This is a genomic window from Janthinobacterium sp. GW822-FHT07H10 (assembly GCF_058798675.1).
Genome location: NZ_JBXAKS010000001.1, coordinates 693,237 through 713,333 on the forward strand (window position 1 = coordinate 693,237; position 20,097 = coordinate 713,333).

Annotated in this window: 17 protein-coding genes; 6 read left to right on the forward strand and 11 right to left on the reverse strand. The window is 60.2% G+C overall.

What is annotated here, in order from left to right; all coding sequences use genetic code 11:
- Nucleotides 1–21 precede the first annotated feature (21 nt).
- The 5 genes from AC1RDJ_RS03150 to AC1RDJ_RS03170 form a co-directional block, all read right to left on the reverse strand.
- Nucleotides 22–1,413, reverse strand: a complete 1,392-nt coding sequence (locus AC1RDJ_RS03150; protein WP_493026458.1) for a lipopolysaccharide biosynthesis protein — start codon at nt 1,411–1,413, stop codon at nt 22–24.
- On the reverse strand, nt 1,406–1,531 hold the full coding sequence (locus AC1RDJ_RS03155; RefSeq protein WP_493026459.1) for a hypothetical protein: 126 nt from the start codon (nt 1,529–1,531) through the stop codon (nt 1,406–1,408). Before AC1RDJ_RS03155 ends, AC1RDJ_RS03150 begins: the two co-directional genes overlap by 8 nt.
- Nucleotides 1,528–1,839: a hypothetical protein gene (locus AC1RDJ_RS03160; RefSeq protein ID WP_493026460.1), complete on the reverse strand. Its 312-nt coding sequence runs from the start codon at nt 1,837–1,839 to the stop codon at nt 1,528–1,530. Before AC1RDJ_RS03160 ends, AC1RDJ_RS03155 begins: the two co-directional genes overlap by 4 nt.
- Nucleotides 1,826–2,158 carry a hypothetical protein gene (locus AC1RDJ_RS03165; RefSeq protein ID WP_156894676.1) on the reverse strand — a complete coding sequence of 111 codons (333 nt, stop codon included), beginning with the start codon at nt 2,156–2,158 and terminating at the stop codon, nt 1,826–1,828. The genes AC1RDJ_RS03160 and AC1RDJ_RS03165 overlap by 14 nt, the downstream gene beginning before the upstream one ends.
- Nucleotides 2,159–2,432: 274 nt before the next feature.
- Entirely contained in the window at nt 2,433–2,606 is a 174-nt protein-coding gene (locus AC1RDJ_RS03170; RefSeq protein WP_493026461.1) for a hypothetical protein, read from the reverse strand.
- Nucleotides 2,607–3,931: 1,325 nt separating this feature from the next.
- Between AC1RDJ_RS03170 and wecB the strand changes: the two genes are divergently transcribed.
- The 3 genes from wecB to AC1RDJ_RS03185 are packed head-to-tail and all read left to right on the forward strand — an operon-like array spanning nt 3,932 to nt 7,629.
- Nucleotides 3,932–5,095: a non-hydrolyzing UDP-N-acetylglucosamine 2-epimerase gene (gene wecB, locus AC1RDJ_RS03175; RefSeq protein ID WP_493026462.1), complete on the forward strand. Its 1,164-nt coding sequence runs from the start codon at nt 3,932–3,934 to the stop codon at nt 5,093–5,095.
- 19 nt (nt 5,096–5,114) lie between these two features.
- Nucleotides 5,115–6,386 carry a UDP-N-acetyl-D-mannosamine dehydrogenase gene (wecC, locus tag AC1RDJ_RS03180; RefSeq protein ID WP_493026463.1) on the forward strand — a complete coding sequence of 424 codons (1,272 nt, stop codon included), beginning with the start codon at nt 5,115–5,117 and terminating at the stop codon, nt 6,384–6,386.
- Between the two features lie 58 nt (nt 6,387–6,444).
- Nucleotides 6,445–7,629 (forward strand): glycosyltransferase family 4 protein, encoded by a 1,185-nt coding sequence (locus AC1RDJ_RS03185; RefSeq protein WP_071322176.1) that lies wholly within the window; start codon nt 6,445–6,447, stop codon nt 7,627–7,629.
- A 62-nt stretch (nt 7,630–7,691) separates the two neighbouring features.
- On the opposite strand, the gene AC1RDJ_RS03190 is transcribed toward AC1RDJ_RS03185, so the two are convergent.
- On the reverse strand, nt 7,692–8,588 hold the full coding sequence (locus AC1RDJ_RS03190; protein WP_493026464.1) for a sulfurtransferase: 897 nt from the start codon (nt 8,586–8,588) through the stop codon (nt 7,692–7,694).
- 201 nt (nt 8,589–8,789) lie between these two features.
- On the opposite strand from AC1RDJ_RS03190, the gene dnaE reads away from it, so the two are divergent.
- Nucleotides 8,790–12,338 carry a DNA polymerase III subunit alpha gene (gene dnaE / locus AC1RDJ_RS03195; protein WP_493026465.1) on the forward strand — a complete coding sequence of 1,183 codons (3,549 nt, stop codon included), beginning with the start codon at nt 8,790–8,792 and terminating at the stop codon, nt 12,336–12,338.
- Between the two features lie 66 nt (nt 12,339–12,404).
- Here the strand turns inward: dnaE and AC1RDJ_RS03200 are convergent, their stop codons facing one another.
- The 3 genes from AC1RDJ_RS03200 to AC1RDJ_RS03210 form a co-directional block, all read right to left on the reverse strand.
- On the reverse strand, nt 12,405–12,635 hold the full coding sequence (locus AC1RDJ_RS03200) for a DUF6139 family protein (protein WP_071322179.1): 231 nt from the start codon (nt 12,633–12,635) through the stop codon (nt 12,405–12,407).
- Nucleotides 12,636–12,817: 182 nt separating this feature from the next.
- Nucleotides 12,818–13,807, reverse strand: coding sequence for a VirK/YbjX family protein (locus AC1RDJ_RS03205; protein WP_493026466.1), 990 nt, complete (start codon nt 13,805–13,807; stop codon nt 12,818–12,820).
- 224 nt (nt 13,808–14,031) lie between these two features.
- On the reverse strand, nt 14,032–14,853 hold the full coding sequence (locus AC1RDJ_RS03210; protein WP_493026467.1) for a MipA/OmpV family protein: 822 nt from the start codon (nt 14,851–14,853) through the stop codon (nt 14,032–14,034).
- Nucleotides 14,854–15,010: 157 nt separating this feature from the next.
- Here AC1RDJ_RS03210 and AC1RDJ_RS03215 point away from each other — a divergent pair, with 157 nt between their 5' ends.
- Both AC1RDJ_RS03215 and AC1RDJ_RS03220 read left to right on the forward strand, forming a co-directional pair.
- The gene (locus AC1RDJ_RS03215) at nt 15,011–15,697 is read left to right on the forward strand and encodes a response regulator (protein ID WP_071322182.1); all 687 of its coding nucleotides are present in this window, start codon (nt 15,011–15,013) and stop codon (nt 15,695–15,697) included.
- Nucleotides 15,694–17,085 (forward strand): sensor histidine kinase, encoded by a 1,392-nt coding sequence (locus AC1RDJ_RS03220; protein ID WP_083411628.1) that lies wholly within the window; start codon nt 15,694–15,696, stop codon nt 17,083–17,085. Before AC1RDJ_RS03215 ends, AC1RDJ_RS03220 begins: the two co-directional genes overlap by 4 nt.
- 135 nt (nt 17,086–17,220) lie before the next feature.
- Here AC1RDJ_RS03220 and AC1RDJ_RS03225 read toward each other — a convergent pair whose 3' ends face one another.
- Nucleotides 17,221–18,321 (reverse strand): glycosyltransferase family 9 protein, encoded by a 1,101-nt coding sequence (locus AC1RDJ_RS03225; protein WP_071322183.1) that lies wholly within the window; start codon nt 18,319–18,321, stop codon nt 17,221–17,223.
- A 35-nt stretch (nt 18,322–18,356) separates the two neighbouring features.
- Nucleotides 18,357–20,090 (reverse strand): lipid A export permease/ATP-binding protein MsbA, encoded by a 1,734-nt coding sequence (gene msbA, locus AC1RDJ_RS03230; RefSeq protein WP_071322184.1) that lies wholly within the window; start codon nt 20,088–20,090, stop codon nt 18,357–18,359.
- Between the last annotated feature and the right edge of the window lie 7 nt (nt 20,091–20,097).

Here is a 20,097-nt window from a genome sequence, read left to right on the forward strand (position 1 = left end):
AATCAATCTAAAGTAACTGGTTCAAGGAGCGTGGCCGAGCTGGCTGGCAATTAGCGTACAGCCGCCGAGCATCAATGTCGCCAACGCCGGTCCTTGCCATAACAGGCGAACCTGCCATAACTGGCGGGCATGGAGAAATACGCCGATCGAGCGCAGCAGCATCATCGCGAAAAATCCGGCGTAGACGCCAAGCACGCCGAGCGTTGCCATCAGCCCAGCCCAGGCGATCAGGCCAGCGACGCTGGTTGCCAATGTTATATTCATCAGTTGATGGCCCTTGCCGTGCACCAGATAATAGTTCTGGATGTGCCACCACGGGATCGACACGGCGTAGGCGGCGAAGAGGAAAAACATTTCCAGTTCAAGATGCTGGTAGGGGCGCAGGGAGGGCCCGACGGCCTGCATCAGCAGCGGCAGAATGACCAGCACGGCACCGCCGAACAGGCCGAGCGCCAGACCTTGCAAACGGTAAAAATGCTGGTTCCTGGCTTCGACTTCGCTAATCGTCAATTCATGCACCAACTGGAAGAAGCGCGGACTCCAGACTTGATTGAGCGAGGTTGCCACCAATTGCATGATCGACGAGATGGAGTAGGCGAAGGTGAACCGGGCCACGTCATTGGGGTTGAAAAAGTATTGTACGAGGTAGGTATTGCCATAGCCGCTCAGCCATCCGAGCAGGACAATCAGGATGAAGGGGGCGATGCGCGCCAGGATCAGTCTGACGTCGCCGCTCCGGCGTGCAAAACCATAGGATGGTACTTTTTTCCACGCCAGCGCAAGCAGCGACAATAGCAGTCCCAGCGCGGTACCTGCAAAAAAAGCGGGTACTGTGCGCATTGCCGCGAAAGCGAGAAAACCGGCCAGCAGGCCGGCCAGTGCCGGTAGCGAATTCAGGCACAGGGATGCCAGATGTTTTTCTTCTAGGCGCGTGAGCAAGGCTTGCAGGGTAAAAAATGCGGTGATGATGCCTGTTGCGGCGACCAGCAGCAGTTCCGTCCATGACGCTGGCGTGCTGGATACGATGAGGCGGTAGCCGAGCACGGTCAATGCGGTCGAGAGTACCGCCAGTAGCACGAATACCGTGTTGGCGGCGCTGAACAGGCTGGTTCGTGCTTCCCCGCTGGGGCGGTCCTTCAGCATACCGACGACGGACTCGATGATCCCTGCGATGGCGAATGCCGTAATACCCGTTTGCAGCGCATAAAACAGGCCAAATTGTGCGTAGGCGTCTACCGGCAGCGAGTGGGCCAGCCACAGGAATAGAAGCAATCCCAGGCCTTTTTGCACGCCAGCACTGCCGGCGTAGGCGATGGCAAAGACAGCGCGCGAATTGAGGGCGGGCAGGCGAAGGAGTGCAGTGCGTGCACGCTCCTTCAATGGGGCTTGCGAACCAGTGCGTGGGTCACTCATGTCGGGACTGTGCACCGATGGCGGGCAGTTCTGTCGCGGCAATGGGCGCGGACAATTGCAGATTTGCGTTCAAGGCGGGGGCAAGACGCAGCTGGGCGTCGGTGTCGAAAGTGATCATGAATTTGCAACCGAGATGCGCGGGTTCGACAAAGCCACTGGCAATGACAGGGGCATCGCTACACTTGATCCCATGGCGCACGACAGCAGCGCCGATCTGCTGCGCCAGCGCGGCCCGGAAACGGTATCGGTGGCGACTTGCTGGAATTTGGCCGCGTCGGTACCGGCCCGGACGGCCGGGTAGGCAAGGTTCATTGCCCATTTCAAGTTGCGCCCATGGCTTGCGGCGATACTGGCGATGAAATACGTCGGATCGCCCATGCCGATGGTCTTGTTATTGGTTTTCAATTCCGAATTAAGGCGCAGCATTTTCGTATTCCTTACAAACGCTATAAATCTTTGTTGGTAAAACAGGCATCGGCATGCCCATGGTTGCTTCGAACTTTGCTACGTCAATCCCGCATGTCTTCTGGGCAGCAGCCAGCGGGCGCCTATTGACGCTGCGGCGGCACATGTTGGCTCCAGGCAGGTTCAATTGCGGTGCCAACGTGACGGTGGCATCGGCTTTTGACAAGCGATTTCTGCTGTCAATGTTGAATACGCCGTGTAATGGGCGCGCGAGCACCTGTTCGATGAGCGCAAGCAACGTCCCGAGGGGCAGGGAGCCCGACAGGAGGTCATCGAACACGGCGATGGATTCGCCTTGGCGCAGGGGAAGCACGAGCCAGTTGCTAAAGCAGCGGCGGTCCGGGCCCTGGCTGGCATCGAGGATTTTCGTGCGAAAATCGCATGCGGCACGTTTGCAGCGGCCAGTTCGCCTGCGTATTTTGAACTGCCGTAGCGCAGCGACAGCACCCTTCGATCTTCCCGGTACGGACCGGAAGCATTGTACACTTTATCGCTGCAAATATGGATGGGACGGACGTGCCGATTTGTGTCGCGCATCCCTGCGGCGGCAGGCATCAGTTGCATTGCACCAAATTTTGCGTCGCGGCGCGCAGGAGGGCGGCCTGGCACCCTGCGCCAGCAAGATTCAGCGGATGGCTTGCCGTGTCTGTTGATGCGGCGACGTTGGGCACCTTTCTGTCGGTGCGGGTATCGATCATCTTCATCACGCCATTGACATTCGTTTTCATGCAAGCGATTTATATGCATTTTTTGAAACAATTGCGATGGCGCATTGCATGCGCCGCATAATCGACGCCATACAAAATCCGGTACAGTCTTCATGGGCGCGCACAGCGTTGATGGAGAAGTGCATGCCTGGATTGTCTTGAAAATGTTTTCCCATTTGTCATTGTTTCATTTCAGCACAGAATTAAATAATGATTTTCTTTGGATTATATTTGGTGAATGTCATTACATAAATTCATTGTCAAAGAGGCTAGTCTTGCTCGTCACTGAAGTGGTGAATTTATAAACATATTTGCTATGCCATTAAGTTATTCAAGTCCAGCAATATTGCAGGCAATGTTTCCGGTGCGAAGATTGCAGGGGGAATATTGGCCTGCGGTCATCGCGTTCGCATCGGAAAGTCATTTCACATGCTTAAAAAAGGTGCTCAGATTGCCAGGTTGCGCGGCCGCCTTGTCGCTGTCCTTTGCAGGCAGCAGTCACGGGAAATGGCATGTCGTGAATGGGGCTGATATCAAGATGGCTTGGCTGAAACAGCAGTACGGCTGGCAACTGCGATGCGCACCGTGGCAAGAACATCGCACACTTGATATGGTCCGCACATAGAGCCAGGTGGCGTGCACAATCTTATTGCATTAAATGTAATAATTTCACGTTGGCAATTTTCCTTTGCTGGTGGTGTCGGGATATAGCGCGGGTAGTGCCAACTTCAGGTCGAATATGCTGGAGAAATGTGTACCGCAATACTATTGCACACAGGAATGGCGCCTATCTTTTTCTGATATGTTACGCGAAATTATAGCAAGAATGAAGCACTTTCCCGGTTTCCATTTGGCGTAAAGTCAACCTTTTCTTGATATTATTTTCGCCATGCAATTTATTGCCTTTAATGCATTGCATCGGAAAGGTGAAGTCCGATTACCTTCTGCCGCGGCGGTATGTGCCGGCAAGTTGGCTGTTCGCGGCAGGAAATCGGCTACCAAGTTTCAAATCTCAATTGATTATTCGCGAAGTAAACGGGTATCATCCCAGACTCATGATTGTGAGAGTGCCAATTGGTCCGTCTCGCATGTATGTGATTCGGGCGAAAACGCTTGCCCGCCGCAGACCGGCAACATGGCCGGGAGAGTATGTATATGGCATGCGGTGTCCCGTCCTTGCAGGGCGTGGACCGGAGAGGTCGCCCAGGTGCGGCGGCGTCGGTAGTTCATTTTCCTGTATCGTATCGTTCCATCCTCCGGTATACGGGATACCGGCGGTTGTTGACGCTGCATTTTTTAGACGGTTTGACAAGGCTGAGGCTGACATGCTCCAGTCGGGAGATGCAATGAAGAAACAATTGAAAGTACTGACTGTATTCGGCACCCGTCCCGAAGCGATAAAAATGTCGCCTTTGGTGCGCCAGCTGGCCCTGCACGCGGATATCGACAGCAAAGTGTGCGTCACGGCGCAGCATCGGCAAATGCTCGATCAGGTACTTGATCTGTTCGATATCACGCCCGATTTTGACCTTGATATCATGCGCCCGGACCAGAATCTGTATACGGTCACGACCGATATTTTGCAGAATATCGCCGAGGTATTTGCCGAATTCCGTCCAGACTATGTGCTGGTGCACGGCGATACATCAACGACATTCTGCGCCTCGCTGGCGGCGTTTTACCAGCGCATCCCAGTCGGTCACGTCGAGGCTGGGTTGCGTACGGGTAACCTGTATTCGCCCTGGCCCGAGGAGGCCAACCGACGCCTGACCAGCGTGCTCGCCGAGTTGCATTTTGCCCCGACCAAGGAAGCGAGCGCCAACCTGCTGAAGGAAAACGTCGATGCCGCCCGCATTGTCGTTACCGGCAACACGGTCATCGACGCCCTTGTCATGGTACGCGACAAGTTGCGTGCTTCGCCGCAGCTGTACCAAGAGCAGGCTGAACGATTCCCTTTCCTGCGCGAGGGCGCGCGCGTCGTACTCGTGACCGGCCATCGCCGGGAGAATTTCGGCGGCGGTTTCGAACGTATCTGCGTTGCGTTGCAACGCCTGGCACAGCAATTCCCGGAAGTCGATTTCGTCTACCCCGTGCATTTGAATCCGCATGTCCAGGAACCCGTCAAGCGATTATTGAGCGGCGTCTCGAATGTGCATTTGATTGCTCCACAGGAGTACCTGCCCTTCGTCTTCCTGATGATACGTTCCTACCTGATATTGACCGATTCCGGCGGTATTCAGGAAGAGGCGCCGTCGCTGGGCAAGCCTGTGCTGGTCATGCGCGACACCACCGAGCGGCCCGAAGCGCTGGCGGCGGGCACGGTGCGCCTGGTCGGCACCGATGTGGAGCGCATCGTCGCCAACGTCACCGAGCTGCTCAGCGATGAAGATGCATACCGGGCGATGAGTTTTGCCCATAATCCTTACGGCGATGGCATGGCGAGCGTGCACATCATTGACGCGCTTCTGGCCCACCACACGCAGCAGGCGGCCAAGCCGGCGGTACTTTAAATTCAACAGGAACTATCAAGTGAATCAAAAAAAAATCAATACTATTTCAGTGGTCGGCTTGGGTTACATCGGTCTGCCGACGGCAGCCATGTTTGCGTCGCGAGGTGTCAAGGTAATCGGCGTCGACATCAGTCAGCACGCAGTGGATACCATCAATGCCGGCAAGATTCATATTGTTGAGCCTGAACTGGATATGCTGGTGCACGCTGCCGTCACCGAGGGATACTTGCGTGCAACTACCCGCCCGGAAGCCGCCGATGCCTTCCTCATCGCGGTACCTACGCCGTTCAAGGGTGTGCATGAGCCTGACCTGAGTTATGTGCGGGCCGCAGCCGAATCGATCGCGCCGGTGCTGAAAAAGGGCAACATCATTATTCTCGAGTCGACCTCTCCGGTTGGTACGACCGAACAAATGCTGCAATGGATGCAGCTTGCGCGTCCTGACCTGCGCTTCCCGCTCAGTGCGGCGGACCATGACGTCGATGTGCACGTGGCATATTGCCCAGAGCGCGTACTTCCCGGTAATGTGGTGCATGAGCTGGTGGACAATGACCGTATCATCGGCGGCATGACAGAGCGTTGCGCCGCAATGGCTGCCGATGTGTATCGCGTCTTCGTGCGGGGCGAGTTGCTGCATACCAATGTCCGCACTGCCGAAATGAGCAAGTTGGCTGAAAATGCCTTCCGCGACGTGAATATTGCTTTCGCCAATGAGCTTTCTCTGATCAGCGATAAGCTCGACATTAATGTCTGGGAACTGATATCCCTGGCCAATCGCCATCCGCGCGTCAATATTCTGCAACCGGGCTGCGGTGTGGGAGGGCATTGTATTGCCGTCGATCCATGGTTCATCGTCGACAAGACACCGGAGCAGGCACGTTTGATCCGTAGCGCCCGCGAGGTCAACGATCATAAGCCGGAATGGGTGCTGGCGCAGGTACAGCAGGCGGTTGACGCGCTGGTGGCGACGGGACGGCCTGAATCGACACTGACGGTCGCCATGCTTGGCTTGGCATTCAAGCCAAACATCGATGACTTGCGTGAAAGTCCAGCGTTGAGCATCGCGGAAAAATTCGGTGCGTCAACCGGCGCCCGCTTGTTGTTGGTGGAGCCGAATATCGAGGCCCTGGGTGGTCCGCTTGCGCAGCACGCGCTCGTCTCCGTCGAAGATGCGCTTGCCCAGGCCGATATCCTGGTGTTGTTGGTGCGCCACAGCGACTTCAAGGGAATTAACGACAAGCTGGCGCCTGGCGCGACGCTGCTGGACATCGTCGGCAACTCCTACGCCTAAGCATAGTGCGGATGGAGTCGCTACCAGGCTCCATTGGCGTAGAACAGAGGGAAGAGGAATGAGAGTTTTGCTGTTGAGTTTTTATTACACGCCCGATCTGTGTCCAGGTTCGTTTCGTGCCGCGTCCCTGGCGGATGCCCTGCTGGCAACCTTGCCGGCAGGTTCGCATGTCGATGTGATTACGACCATGCCCAATCGCTACAGCAAATTTTCGGCCGTGGCGCCGGAAGTTGAAGAGCACGCCGGCTTGACGATTCGGCGCATTGGCCTGCCTGCACACCAAAGCGGCATGCTGGACCAGTCGAAAGCTTTCCTTGCCTTTGCCCGCAGCGCAATCAAGCTGGCCAAATCAGCCGAGTATGATCTGGTCTGCGCGACTTCGTCGCGCCTGATGACGGCCGTGCTGGGAGCCTGGATCGCGAGGAATCGTTGCGCTGCGCTATACCTTGATATTCGCGACATCTTCGTCGACACCATCAAGGATGTGTTGCCCAAGCGTCTGGCAGGGATCGCCAAGCCGGTATTTTCCCTGTTGGAGAAGTGGACGATCCGTCGTGCGGACAAGGTCAATCTGATTTCCGCAGGGTTCGCCGACTATTTCTCAAGCCGTTATCCCGATCAGAAATTCTCGTATTTTACGAACGGGATTGACGATGAATTCCTGTATATCGGAATGGGCGACAGAGCCGTTTCCACTCCGGTGGCGCCACTTATTTCGATCGTTTACGCTGGCAATGTCGGCGAAGGGCAGGGCTTGCATCTGATCTTGCCCGCGCTGGCCAGGCGCTTGCGCGGACGCGCGCGGTTTACCGTGATCGGCGATGGCGGGCGGCGGGCGGCGCTGGAGAGTGCATTGAGCGAGGCTGGCAGCGACAACGTTTCCTTCCTGCCGCCGATGAAGCGGCAGGAATTGATCGCGGCATACCAGGCCGCGGATGTCCTGTTTGTGCATTTGAACGATTACGATGCGTTCAAGAAGGTATTGCCATCGAAATTGTTCGAGTACGGGGCCAGCGGGAAGCCGGTATTGGCGGGGGTGGATGGCTATGCAGCGAAATTTGTTGCTGAGGAAATACCGAATGCAGCGGTTTTTTATCCCTGCGATGCAGATGCCGCGGTCGCGGCCTTTGATCGTCTCGTGATCCAGGATACGCGCCGTGAACAATTCGTGGCCAAGTTTTCTCGCATGAACATTGCCAGGGAGATGGCCGGCGATATCATCGCCTCCTGCCGGCAGCCCTGAGTCCAGGCAGTGGTTGCCGCGCGCGAGGTGCTTCCTGCCCCGCGCGTGGCAGCCCTGAAGATTTAATGGTTGTTGTTGTCAAAGCAATGCGGGCATGACACTTCATACACATATTCCGGCGCCAGCTGCTGGCGCGGCGTGACGACGGCGCGGCAGACAAAACACTGCACTGTTTCCGTCGGTTCCAGTTTCGGGTTCAGGGCCGTGCGGTAGTCGAAGACGAAGCAGTCGCCCGTGTAGTGCTCGCCGCCCACTTCCTCGAAATATTTCAAGATGCCGCCGTCGAGCTGGTACACGCTGTCGTAGCCGATTTCCTTCATGTGGATGGCGGCTTTTTCGCAGCGGATGCCGCCCGTGCAGAAGGTGACGACGGTCTTGCCTTCCAGCTCATCCTTGTGCGCGGCGGCCACGGCCGGGAATTCCGTAAACTTGTCGATGCGATAATCAAGCGTATTGTTGAAGGTGCCCACGTCCACTTCAAACGCGTTGCGCGTTTCCATCATGACCACGGGTTTGCCCGCATCGTCGACGCCGGCGTCGAGCCAGCGCTTGAGCGTGTGCGCGTCGACGGACGGCGCACGGCCCAGTTCCGGCTTGATCAGCGGCATGCGCATGGTGATGATTTCTTTTTTCAGCTTGACCAGCATGCGTTTGTGCGATTGCTCGTTCGACAGGCTTTCCTTCCATTCCAGGTCCGCCAGGCGGGCGTCGCTGCGCACCCAGGCCAGAAAGGTATCGATATGCTCGCGCGTGCCCGACAGGAACATGTTGATGCCTTCCGGCGTCAGCAGGATCGTGCCCTTCAGTTCCAGCGCCAGGCATTGCGCCTGATACAGCGGGCGCATGGCTTCCGTATCGTCCAGCGTAATGAATTTATACGCGGCAATATTGACAAAAGTGATGGCGGGCGTAGCGGCCAGCGGACTGGCGGCGGTGGAAACAGCGGTAGAGACTTGCATGATGGCGATCGGGTTAGACTGAACAGCCGATATTATAAGCCCGGCGGGCCGGGCGGGATACCCGGCATGTGGCGTTGTGCCATGGCAGCCGGCCGTGCATGGCTGGAATTTCTTGTCCGCGGCCCGGGCCAGCATCGCCGGTCGGAGGCCGCGACGCGGTAGAATAGACCCCATTGAATTTTGCACGAAACGGTACACAGGATGGAAATGGTAATGCAAGAGGCCGGCGCTCCGGCCGTGACACCGCAAGCTGCGCAAGGGCCCGCATTTGTCCACTTGCGCGTGCACTCGGAGTATTCGATCGTCGACGGCCTGGTGCGCATCGACGACGTGGTGAAGGCGGCCGCGAAGGACAAGCAGGTGGCGCTGGCCGTCACCGACCTGTCCAACCTGTTTGGCATGGTCAAGTTCTACAAGGAAGCGCGCGGCAAGGGCATCAAGCCCATCGTTGGTGTCGACGTGTGGATCACGAATGACGACAACCGCGAAAAACCGTCGCGCCTGTTGTTGCTGGCGAAGAACCGCATGGGCTATCTGCAGCTGTGCGAACTGCTGTCGACGGCCTGGCTGACGAACCAGTACAAGGGTCGCGCCGAGCTGCGCATCGAGTGGTTGCAGGCGCTGGCGACGAATACCTATGAGCTGTACCCGGGCGAAAGCGCGGCGAATGGCTTGATCGTGCTGTCGGGCGCGCATTTCGGCGACGTCGGCATCGCCATCGAGAATGGCAACCTGGCCCTGGCCGAGCGCAATGCGCAGCGCTGGGCCGAGATTTTCCCTGGCCACTTCTATGTCGAGATCCAGCGCGGCGGCCAGGCCAACCAGGAGGCGCAGGTGCGCCATGCGGTGGCGCTGGCGGCCAAGCTGGGCTTGCCCGTGGTCGCCACGCATCCCGTGCAATTTATTTCCCCAGAGGAATTTATTGCCCACGAAGCCAGGACCTGTATCGCCGAAGGCGAGATGCTGGCCAACGCCAAGCGCGTCAAGCGTTTTAACGACAGCCAGCGCTTCCTGTCGCAGGCGGACATGGCGGAACTGTTCGCCGACTTGCCTGCCGCGCTGGCCAATTCCGTGGAAATCGCCAAGCGCTGCAACCTGACCCTGACCCTGGGCAAGCCGCAACTGCCGAATTTCCCTACGCCGGACGGCATGACGATCGACCAGTTCCTCGTCGCCGAATCGCAGGCGGGCCTGGAAAAGCGCCTGATCCAGCTGTATCCCGATCCCGAACGCCGCGAAAAGGAGCGCCCGCGCTACGAGTCGCGGCTGAAATTCGAGACGGACACGATTTGCAACATGAAGTTCCCTGGCTACTTCCTGATCGTGGCCGAGTTTATCCAGTGGGCCAAGGAAAACGGCGTGCCCGTCGGCCCGGGCCGCGGTTCGGGCGCCGGTTCGCTGGTGGCGTATTCGCTGCTCATTACCGACCTCGATCCGCTGCAATACAACCTGCTGTTCGAGCGCTTCCTGAATCCCGAACGCGTCTCGATGCCCGACTTCGATATTGACTTTTGCCAGGAAGGGCGCGACCGCGTCATTCAGCACGTCAAGGATTTGTACGGCAAGGAAGCCGTCTCGCAGATCGCCACCTTCGGTACCATGGCGGCCAAGGGCGCGATCCGCGACGTGGGTCGCGTGATGGACTTCGGCTACAACTTCTGCGACGGCATTTCCAAGCTGATTCCGTTCAAGCCGGGCAAGCCCGTGTCGATCGCCGACGCCATCGAGGAAGAGCCGCTGCTCAAGGAGCGCCTGGAAAACGAGGAAGAGGTCAAGCAGTTGCTGGACCTGGCGCAGCAGGTCGAAGGCATCACGCGCAATATCGGCATGCACGCGGGGGGCGTCTTGATCGCCCCGGGCAAGCTGACGGATTTCTGCCCGCTGTACACGCAGGGCGGCGACTCGGGCGTCGTGTCGCAGTACGACAAGGATGACGTGGAAGCCGTCGGCCTCGTGAAGTTCGACTTCCTGGGTCTGACGACCCTCACCATTCTCGACCGCGCCGTACGCTACATCAAGCAGCTCGATCCGGCGCAGGCGAACTTCGACCTGGCGACCTTGCCGCTGAACGACAAGCCGTCCTACGACTTGCTGACCAAGGCCAAGACCGTGGCCGTGTTCCAGCTGGAGTCGCGCGGCATGCAGGGCATGCTGAAAGACGCGCGTCCCGACCGCTTCGAAGACATTATCGCGCTGGTGGCGCTGTACCGTCCTGGCCCGATGGACCTGATTCCCGACTTCTGCAAGCGCAAGCACGGCGAACGCTTCGATTATCCCGACCCGCGTACGGAATCGATTCTGTCCGAAACCTACGGCATCATGGTGTATCAGGAGCAGGTGATGCAGATGGCGCAGATCGTCGGCGGCTACTCGCTGGGCGGCGCCGACATGCTGCGCCGCGCCATGGGCAAGAAGAAGGCCGAAGAGATGGCCGAGCACCGCGAAATCTTCCGCGCGGGGGCGGCCAAGGACGGTTTGACGGCGGAAAAGGCCGACGAGATTTTCGACTTGATGGAAAAGTTCGCCGGCTACGGTTTCAACAAATCGCACGCCGCCGCCTACGCCCTGCTGTCCTACCACACGGCGTACCTGAAAGCGCACCACACGGCCGCCTTCATGGCAGCTAACTTGTCGCTGGCGATGGACGACACGGACAAGATCAAGATCCTGGTGGAAGATGCGCTGGAAATCTGCAAGCTGACCTTGTTGCCGCCAGACATCAACGAATCCGATTACCGCTTCACGCCGAGCGGCGCGGCGCCGTCCGTCAGCGGCAAGAAGGTCACGCAGATCCGCTACGGCCTGGGTGCCGTCAAGGGCTCGGGCCAGAACGCCATCGAAGCCATCATCGCCGCACGCGAAGCGGGCGGGCCGTTCACCAGCCTGTTCGACTTCTGCAAGCGCGTGGACAAGAAGCAGATCAACCGCCGCACCATCGAATCCCTGATCCGCAGCGGCGCCTTCGACTGCCTGAAGGTCGACCGCGCCATCCTGCTGGCGTCCGTGGCCTTCGCCATGGAATGCGCCGACCAGGCGGCCAAGGCAGCCAACCAGGTGAGCCTGTTTGGCGGCGACGACAGCGACATGGTGGCGCCGCCCGAGTACGTCAAGGTGCCCGTGTGGACGGACAAGCAGCGCCTGACGGAAGAAAAGATCGCCCTCGGTTTCTACCTGTCCGGCCATCTGTTCGATTCATATGCGCCCGAGGCGCGCCGTTTTGCCCGCACGAAATTGTCGGAGCTGTCGCCGTCGCGCGAGCCGCGCATGATGGCCGGCGTCATCACGGGCTTGCGCACGCAGATGACGCAGCGCGGCAAGATCCTCATCGTCACGCTCGACGACAAGAGCGGCACGGTGGAAGTGACCGTGTATGGCGAATTGTTCGATGCCAACCGGAAAATCTTCAAGGAAGATGAATTCCTCGCCGTCGTCGGCAAGGTGTCGGAAGACCGTTTCTCGGGCGGCTTGCGCATTACGGCCGAGAGCGCCTTCGACATCATCGCCGCGCGCGTGCAGTATGGCCGTCAGCTGGGTCTGGTATTGCCGGCCACGCTGGATGCCAAGCGCATCCGCGACGTGATCATGCCGCACCGCGCCGAGACGGGCCTGCCGATCGCCGCGCGGGTCAGCCCGCAAGGCGTCAGCTGCGTGCTGCAGTTTGGCGAGGAGTGGAAGGTGGCGCCCTCGGACGAGTTGCAGACGGCGCTCGAGCAGATGCTCGGCGCGCAAGAGGTAGCGGTCGAATACTGACCGGTAGCAGCGCAAGGCAACGACCAAAGCCAAACCGGATGCGAATCGGGTTTGGCTTTTTTACATTTACATGTCTTTCAGGCCGGTGATCGCATAGCCCTTGGCGGCGATTTGCTGGTGCGGCTGTTCGATATGGTAGTTGGGCAAGGCCTGGGCATCGTCGTCCACTTCGCTGGCGCGCACTTCCAGTTGCCAGTCGGTATTGGTCACTTCTTCCGGAATGATCTTTCCTTCTGGCACCGCGAGGTAGGAAAAAATGCCGTCGTGTTCGGCCCGGCGGTAGATGTCTACGCGCATGACTTGCCTCCTTGTAAGCGTTGGGGGGGCCGGCGCACCGGATGTGCATACCGATAGTGCTAGCGTAACAGGATTGTGGCGCAGACGGGTTGTAGGCGTGTGCCGCAGGGGATGGCGTCGGGTAGCACCGGCGATGCAGTGACGCGGGGGCGGGGCGTCTTGCGATGGGGCGGAGCGTGGAATCAGGTGATGCTGGAAACGTAGTCGTCGTCGAAATCGGCAAGCTGCCGCGCGTCGTTGGCTGTTGCCGGCAGGCGGGCCATGGCGGCCTGAGCCGGGCAGCGATGGGTGTCGAGGCCGCTGCGCAGGCTGGCGATCATGGCCAGTGTCAGGGCGTGGCGCTTGCGTGCTTCCGAGCGCTTCTTCGAAGGAAGATCTTCCATGACGGGCATGGGCAGGTTTTCGCATGGCAACTCGAAATCGCCGTCGCTGCGGGCTTGCGCACCCAGTTCTTGCCATAGCGCATTGTAGTCGGCGAACAAACGTCCTTTCTTGGCGGAATGGTGCACGGCGCGGTTGTTGTTGCCTACGAGAATCATGTTGCGGCAGCCATGTTCGTGTCCCAGCTGGCGCACCAGGCGCACCATCAGGGCCTTGGGGCGCATGCCGTGCAGGTCGCGCGTGGCTTCGCGTACACGGTGCAAGCCTTCCGCGCCGCGCGGACCCTGGAGGCAGCCGATACCCACTGCCATGCTGGCGCGTGAGCCGAAGAAGGTAAACGCGACCGAGTAGATTACGTCATCGCCATGCGCCAGTTGCAAGACCATTTCGCCTTCGCGGTCCATCGGTTGCAGCGCACACAGTTGCAGATGATAGGGGGCGCCGGATTTTCCCGGCACCGTCCCCAGCCGTACCGGCGCGCGCGCCGCCTGCGCCATCAGCTTGCCCCAGCCTTGCTGCAGGATGAAGTGATAGTGTTCGACCAGCAAGGCGACGCGCTGGCGGCAAGACAGGTTCTTGCTCAGGTAGTGGCGATAGACCTTGTGCATCAGGCGCGGATAGGCTTGCAGCAACTCGCCGAAGACAGGGTGGGAGTTGAGCAGTTGCAGCCAGAGGCGTGTCTGGCGCTGCTGCAAGCGCGCGCGCAGTTGCAGCTTGAGCATCTCGCGTACGCGGGAGATACCGGGGGGCATGTTGGAGAGACCAGCATGCAGGGTAATGGCTTGTGTCATCAGGCACTTTCCATGGTGAATGATGTGGACGGTGCTGGCGCTAAAGGCGCTATGCGAACGATTTAGATGTTGCGCGCACGGATGATGCAACTGGTGCGCGTGGGCATGGAAGAGATGGCTACAGGAAAGAATCCGTGCCACCGTCCCCATGCCCCGGTCCGTGTGGATGGGCGAAACGGCGCGCCAGCCTTTCTTCTGGCAGCCGTTTTCGGGGAGCGCCAAGTCTAGTAGCGGTACGTGACATACACGGCGCCGATCGGCGCCGTCTTGCGTTTCACGATGGGGCTCTTGGCCGCGTCGCCCAGGCGGTGTTCGACACCGACCAAGGTATTGATGCCCCAGCGCGCATCGAAGCGGTGTTCCCAGTTCACGGTGGCCTGCGCTTCATAGAAGCCGCCTTTTGGGGTGTATTGCTTGAACGAGGTATTGGCCGCCTGGGCCGCCGTCACGCCATACATGGTCTGCACGTACTTGCGCTCGCCCCAGCCCAGCTGTCCGCCGACGCTCACGCTGTCTTGCTGCACGCCCTTGGCGTCGGCGCGGTCGTAAATCTGGCCCGTGGCGCCGAAATGCACATTCGCGCCGTTTTCGCGGTTCGACAGGGGAACATCGCTCGTGACGCTCAGCGACAGGCCCGGCAGGGGGGAGTAGCCGGCGCTCAGCAAGGCGCTGGCGTTGCCTTTGACTTCGCCCATGCCTTTCAGGTAATCGCTGCCGCCCCAGCCATTGACGCCCTTGCGCTTGTGGTCTTCGCGGTTGCCGCGGTAGCCGAGCGCGGCGCTGTAGCTGAAGGGGCCGGCCTGGCCGCCATAGCCGATGCCGCGCGAGGTGCTGATGAAAAGGCCATTGGCCATGGCGTAGTCGAGAATGATCAGCGGCGAGGCCGACAGCTTGTCGGAGCCGGAGTAGCTGGAAACGGCGGCAACCCCGCCACCGATGGTGAAGACATTTTGGGAAGCCGGTTCGGCGGCCGAGGCGGCCAGTGGGTTCAAGCTCAGGCCGCAGGCCAGGGCCAGCGAAGTCAACAGGGTAGTAGGAGCGTGCATGGAGTTTTCCGTCAGGTGGAGAACCGAGTCCGGAGTGGCTCGATTGACAGCGAGTAGTATCGGTCTGTGCCATGAAGGAAAAATGAGCCCCATATGAAGATTGGATGAAGATTTGTTCTTTAACCATTCTTCAGCTTGCGGTGGTCTAATAGCGCTTATGAAAATACTGCTGATAGAAGACGACATGGACCTGGGCAACGGCGTGCGCATCGCCCTGCGCGACCAGGGCATGCAGGTGGTCTGGGTGCGCAGCCTGGAAGACGCGGCGCGCAGCATCGAACACGACAGTTGTGAGCTGGTGCTGCTGGACCTGGGCCTGCCGGACGGCGATGGCCTCGATTTGCTGGCCCGCTTGCGCGCGGCGCGCCTGCCGGTGCTGATCCTCAGTGCCCGCGATACGCTGGAACAGCGCCTGCGGGGCCTGGACGGCGGCGCCGACGATTACCTGGTCAAGCCGTTCGTGCTGGCCGAGCTGCTGTCGCGCGTGCGCGCGCTGGCGCGCCGCAGCTATGGCTTCGACGGCGACACCATCGAATTGCGCGGCCTGCTGCTGCAAGTGCCCACGCGCCGCGTCAGCGTGCATGGCCGGCCCGTGGAGCTGACGGCCAGCGAATATGCCTTGCTGAAAACCTTGCTGATGCGCGCCAACCGCGTCATCACGCGCCGCGTGCTGGAAGAGCATATCCTGCCGGGCGGCCTGGCCAATGCCAGCAATACCCTGGATGTGCATATGGGCAACTTGCGCCGCAAGATAGGCGAAGGTTATATCCGTACCGTGCGCGGCGTCGGCTATGTCATCGACCAGCAGGGCGAGTCGCCCGCGCAGCCGGGCACCGGTGCATGATGGGCCGTTTCTGGGCCATGCTGCGCCGGCCCACGCTGGTGCGCCGCCTGATGGTCGCGCAAATGCTGATGCTGAGCGTGCTGTGGAGCCTGGCCGTGGCCTATGTACTGTTCGAGGGCGCCGGCGAGGCCAGCAATGTGAGCCGCGGGGTCTTGCACGCCATTATCAGCGTGGCCGACAACCTGGCCGAGCAGCCCGCGCGCCAGCAGCAAAGCTTGCGCGCGATCGACGAGGCGCTGCGCGAGGAGTTTGAGATGGGGCAAGTGCCGGAAGTGGCGCCGCGCATCCTGGTCTGGCGCAATGGCGAACTGGTCTATAAATCGCCCGATGCGCCCAGCGGCATCCGCAGCGCCGGTCCCGAGCAGATGGAGGTGGTGTACATCAAGGGCCAGGCCTGGCGCAGCCGCAGCCTGGTCGAGGGGACGACGCGCGTGACCGTGCTGGAAGTGGGCGGAGCCTGGCAGTTTTTTATCACGATCAATTCGCACGGCTATTATCTGTTGCCGCTGTTAATCAGCCTGCCTTTCCTGCTGCTGCCGGCCTGGCTGTCGATCCGGCTGGCCATGCGGCCATGGCGCAAGGTGGCGCAGGAGGTGGCGGCGCGCGGGCCGCAGGATTTGCGTCCGCTGACCTTCAAGCCGCCGCATGGCGAACTGGCCGCGCTGGTCGACAATATCAATGCGCTGTTGCAGCGCGTGGGCACCAGCGCCGCGCGTGAACGCAGCTTCATCGCCGATGCCACGCATGAGCTGCGCACGCCGCTGGCTGCCATGCGCGTGAATGTCGAGGCCTTGCAGGGACAGGCCAGCGACCCGCGCCAGCAGGAGTTGCTCGATGGTATCTTGAACAGCGGTAACCGGGCTGCGCGCCTGGTGGGACAGTTGCTGCAACTGACGCGCAGCGAGGTGCAGGCGGAAGCGGGAGAGCAGCGTCGGCCCCAGGCGCTCGACGTCCTGCTGCAGGACCGCCTGGCTGCCCTGTCCGGCCTGGCGCAGGCGGGCGGAATCGAACTGGAGCTGCAGGCCAGCGTGTCGCTGCGCGTGCCCGGCCAGCGCGAGAGCCTCGTCTCGCTGATCGACAACCTGGTGGAAAACGCCATCAAGTACAGTCCGCGCGGTACCAGCGTGACCGTGTCGCTGCATGCCGAGCGGGGCCAGGCCGTGCTGCACGTGGCCGACCAGGGGCCCGGCATCGCGCCGGCCCTGTACGAGCGCGTCTTCGATCGTTTCTTCCGCGCGCCGCAGCAGGCGCAGCCAGGCAGCGGCCTGGGCTTGTCCATCGTCGCCTCGGTGGTGCAGCAGCATGGCGGCACGATCCAGCTGCACCGCGCCAGCGGCGGCCAGGGCTTGCTGGTGGAAGTGCGCTTGCCGCTGGCGTCCGACGCTTAGTGCCGGGACTCGCGCCAGCCATGACAGGAAGGGGCGTTTGCGCCTCTTTGCGTGTGTGGCGCGGGGATGCTCAGGATCCGGCCAAAGCCGGTCTGGTGCGTATCAGTAAATTGCCCACCGCATAGCGTTGCCTGCTCAGGCGATCGCTTTCAAGACCTGATCGACTGAAATTGCCTTGACCCAGTCGCTGCGCCGCGCCACCGTCAGCACGGTGCTGTTGGCGCTGTCGAATGGCGCCCATTCCGGATTCTTCTTGCGCATCAGCGCCACCACGGGCACATGCACGGCATTCGCCAGGTGCATGATGGACGTTTCCACTGAAATAATCAGGTCGCATTGCGCCAGCATCGCCGGCAGCTGGAAGAAGTTGTCGACGGCGCTGAAGGCCTGCGTGCGCGCCAGTTCGCGCGCCTGCACGACGGCATGTACCTTGGCCAGATCCTGCGGCATGGCATTGATCAGGAAACAGGCATTGGCCCATTTCGGCTGCTGTTGCATGCGGGTAATGAGTTCGGCAATGCGTTCCAGCGGCCAGCCGCGCTTGTGCGACTTGGCAAACGGGTTCAGCAGCACAAGCGGCCCCTGGCGCGGGGCAAAGCCCCAATCGCCAAGCTGGGCTTGCGCCTGCTGCAAGGCGATGTCGGGGATGTGCACGAAGGGATAGCGCTCCGCCACGGGAATGTCGAGTCCCGTCAGTTGATGGAACCAGTCCGCATACACGCTGCTGATATGGTGTTCGCCCGCGTCCTGGCCCGCATAGGATGACAGCACGGCGTCGATCTTGCGATAGGCCAGGTAATGCCAGAGGCGCAGCGGGCTGAACGGTTTGCGCGTACCAATGACCAGGCCATCCGTGGTAATCATGCGTGCCAGGTCCGCATACAGTTGCGGACGGATGTGCGCCAGCGAGACGACAATCGGATAGTGCTCCGCCTGTGCCTCGCGCAGCGATTCGTCGTAGAGTGCCGGGCTGTAGGTCTTGCGGTAAACCTTGGTGAAGAAGCCGGACTGTTCGACCCAGTCGTACAGCGAGTAGGTGCGCAGGCTTTCCCATTGTTTGGCATCGGCCGTGCGCCGCACTTCATCGACCCACAGATGGATCTGGATGTGCGGATAGGCCGCGGCAAAGGCGCGAAAGCCATTTTGCAGATAGGTGAAGTCCCCCAGCGCCAGGTGGGCGATGAAGAGAATTTTGTCCGACTTTTGTAGAAGTTCGGCGGGAATCAAGGGCGTCATGTATCAGTACGATTTCAGGTATTCATTCGATGGTGTCAAACCACTTGCTGGGAAAATTGCAGGCGATGCAGATTGGCATACGCACCGTTGGCATCCAATAATTGCTGGTGACTGCCGGTTTCCATTATTTTCCCATGCGACAATACCACGATACGGTCCGCACGTTCAATTGTTGATAAACGATGAGCAATAACCAGGGTGGTTCTGCCCTGCATCAGGTGCTCCAGCGCCGCCTGCACGGCGCGCTCCGCTTCCGTATCCAGGGCCGAGGTGGCCTCGTCGAGGATCAGGATGGGCGCATCCTTGTAGATGGCGCGGGCGATGGCCACGCGCTGGCGCTGGCCGCCGGACAGGCGCGAGCCATTGTCGCCCAGGCGCGTTTCCAGGCCCTCGGGCAAACCGTCGATGACATCCGACAGGAAGGCTGCCGCTGCCGCCGCTTCGACGCGCTGCCGGTCCGGCGCCGCGTCGCCATAGGCGATATTGGCGGCCAGCGTATCGTCGAACAGCACCACGTTCTGGCTGACCATGGCGATCTGGCTGCGCAGGCTGGTCAGGGCGATGTCATCGATATTCTGACCATCGAGCAAGATCTGCCCGCTGCTGGCCGAGTAAAAGCCTGGTAACAGACTCACCAGCGTCGATTTGCCGCCGCCGGACATGCCGACAAAGGCCACCGTCTGTCCCGGAGCGATGTTCAAATTGATGTGCTGCAAGGCGAGTTCCCGATGGCCTGGATAGGCAAAGCTGACATCGTTGAAATCGATGCGCCCGCTGCAGCGGCCAGCCAGCGGCTTGCCGCCCGTGCGTTCCGGCGTCTTGTCGATCAGCAGGAAGACTTCTTCCGCGGCGGCCATGCCGCGCTGCAGGGGACCATTGACTTCGGCCAGTTGTTTCAAGGGCGTCAGCAGCATCAGCATGGCCGTGATGAAGGAAACAAAGCCGCCCACCGTGATCTGCCCCTGTTCCGACTGGAACAAGGCCATCACGATCACGAGGGCCACGGCGGCGGCCGTGATGACCTGGGTGATGGGCACGGTGGCGGAAAAAGTGGTGGTCATGCGCATGCTGTAGCGGCGCAATTGCTCGGCGCGTTCCTCGAAGCGCGCCTTCTCGTAGTTCTGGCCGCCGAAAATCTTGATGACTTGCTGCGCGCGCGTAGTCTCTTCGATGACCTGGGTCAGTTCGGCGTTGACCGCCAGCGTATCGCGGTTGAGTTTTTTCAGCCGCTTGCCCGTGGTGCGCACGACGATGGTCAGGAGGGGCAGCAGCACCAGGGTGACCAGGGTCAGTACCCAGTTCAGGTAGAGCAGCCAAGCCAGCAGGCCCAGCACGGTCAGCGAGGAACGCACGATCGACGTAAACACCTTGGTCACCATTTCGATGATCTGCTGTACCTCGAACATGATGGAATTGATGACTTTGCCGACCGTATGCGTGTTGTAAAAGTCGATGGGCAGGTTGAGCATGCTGGCAAACATCCTGCGCCGCAATTCATTGAGGATGCGCGTGGAGACATAGCTCATCAGGTAGCTGCTGGCAAAGGTGGACACGCCACGAATGAAAAAGATGCCGATCACGATCAGCGGCACCAGCCAGTAGGAAAACTCGACCTTGCCGCCGAAGCCATTGTCGAGTAACAGCTTGAGCGCATACGGCAACAGCGGCTCGGTGGCTGCCGTGACGACCATCGCCAGCAGGGCCAGGGCCAGGTGTTTTTTATAAGGCGCGTGTAGCGCAGTGAGGCGCTTCAGGTCGGGCGTGAGCATCGGTGTG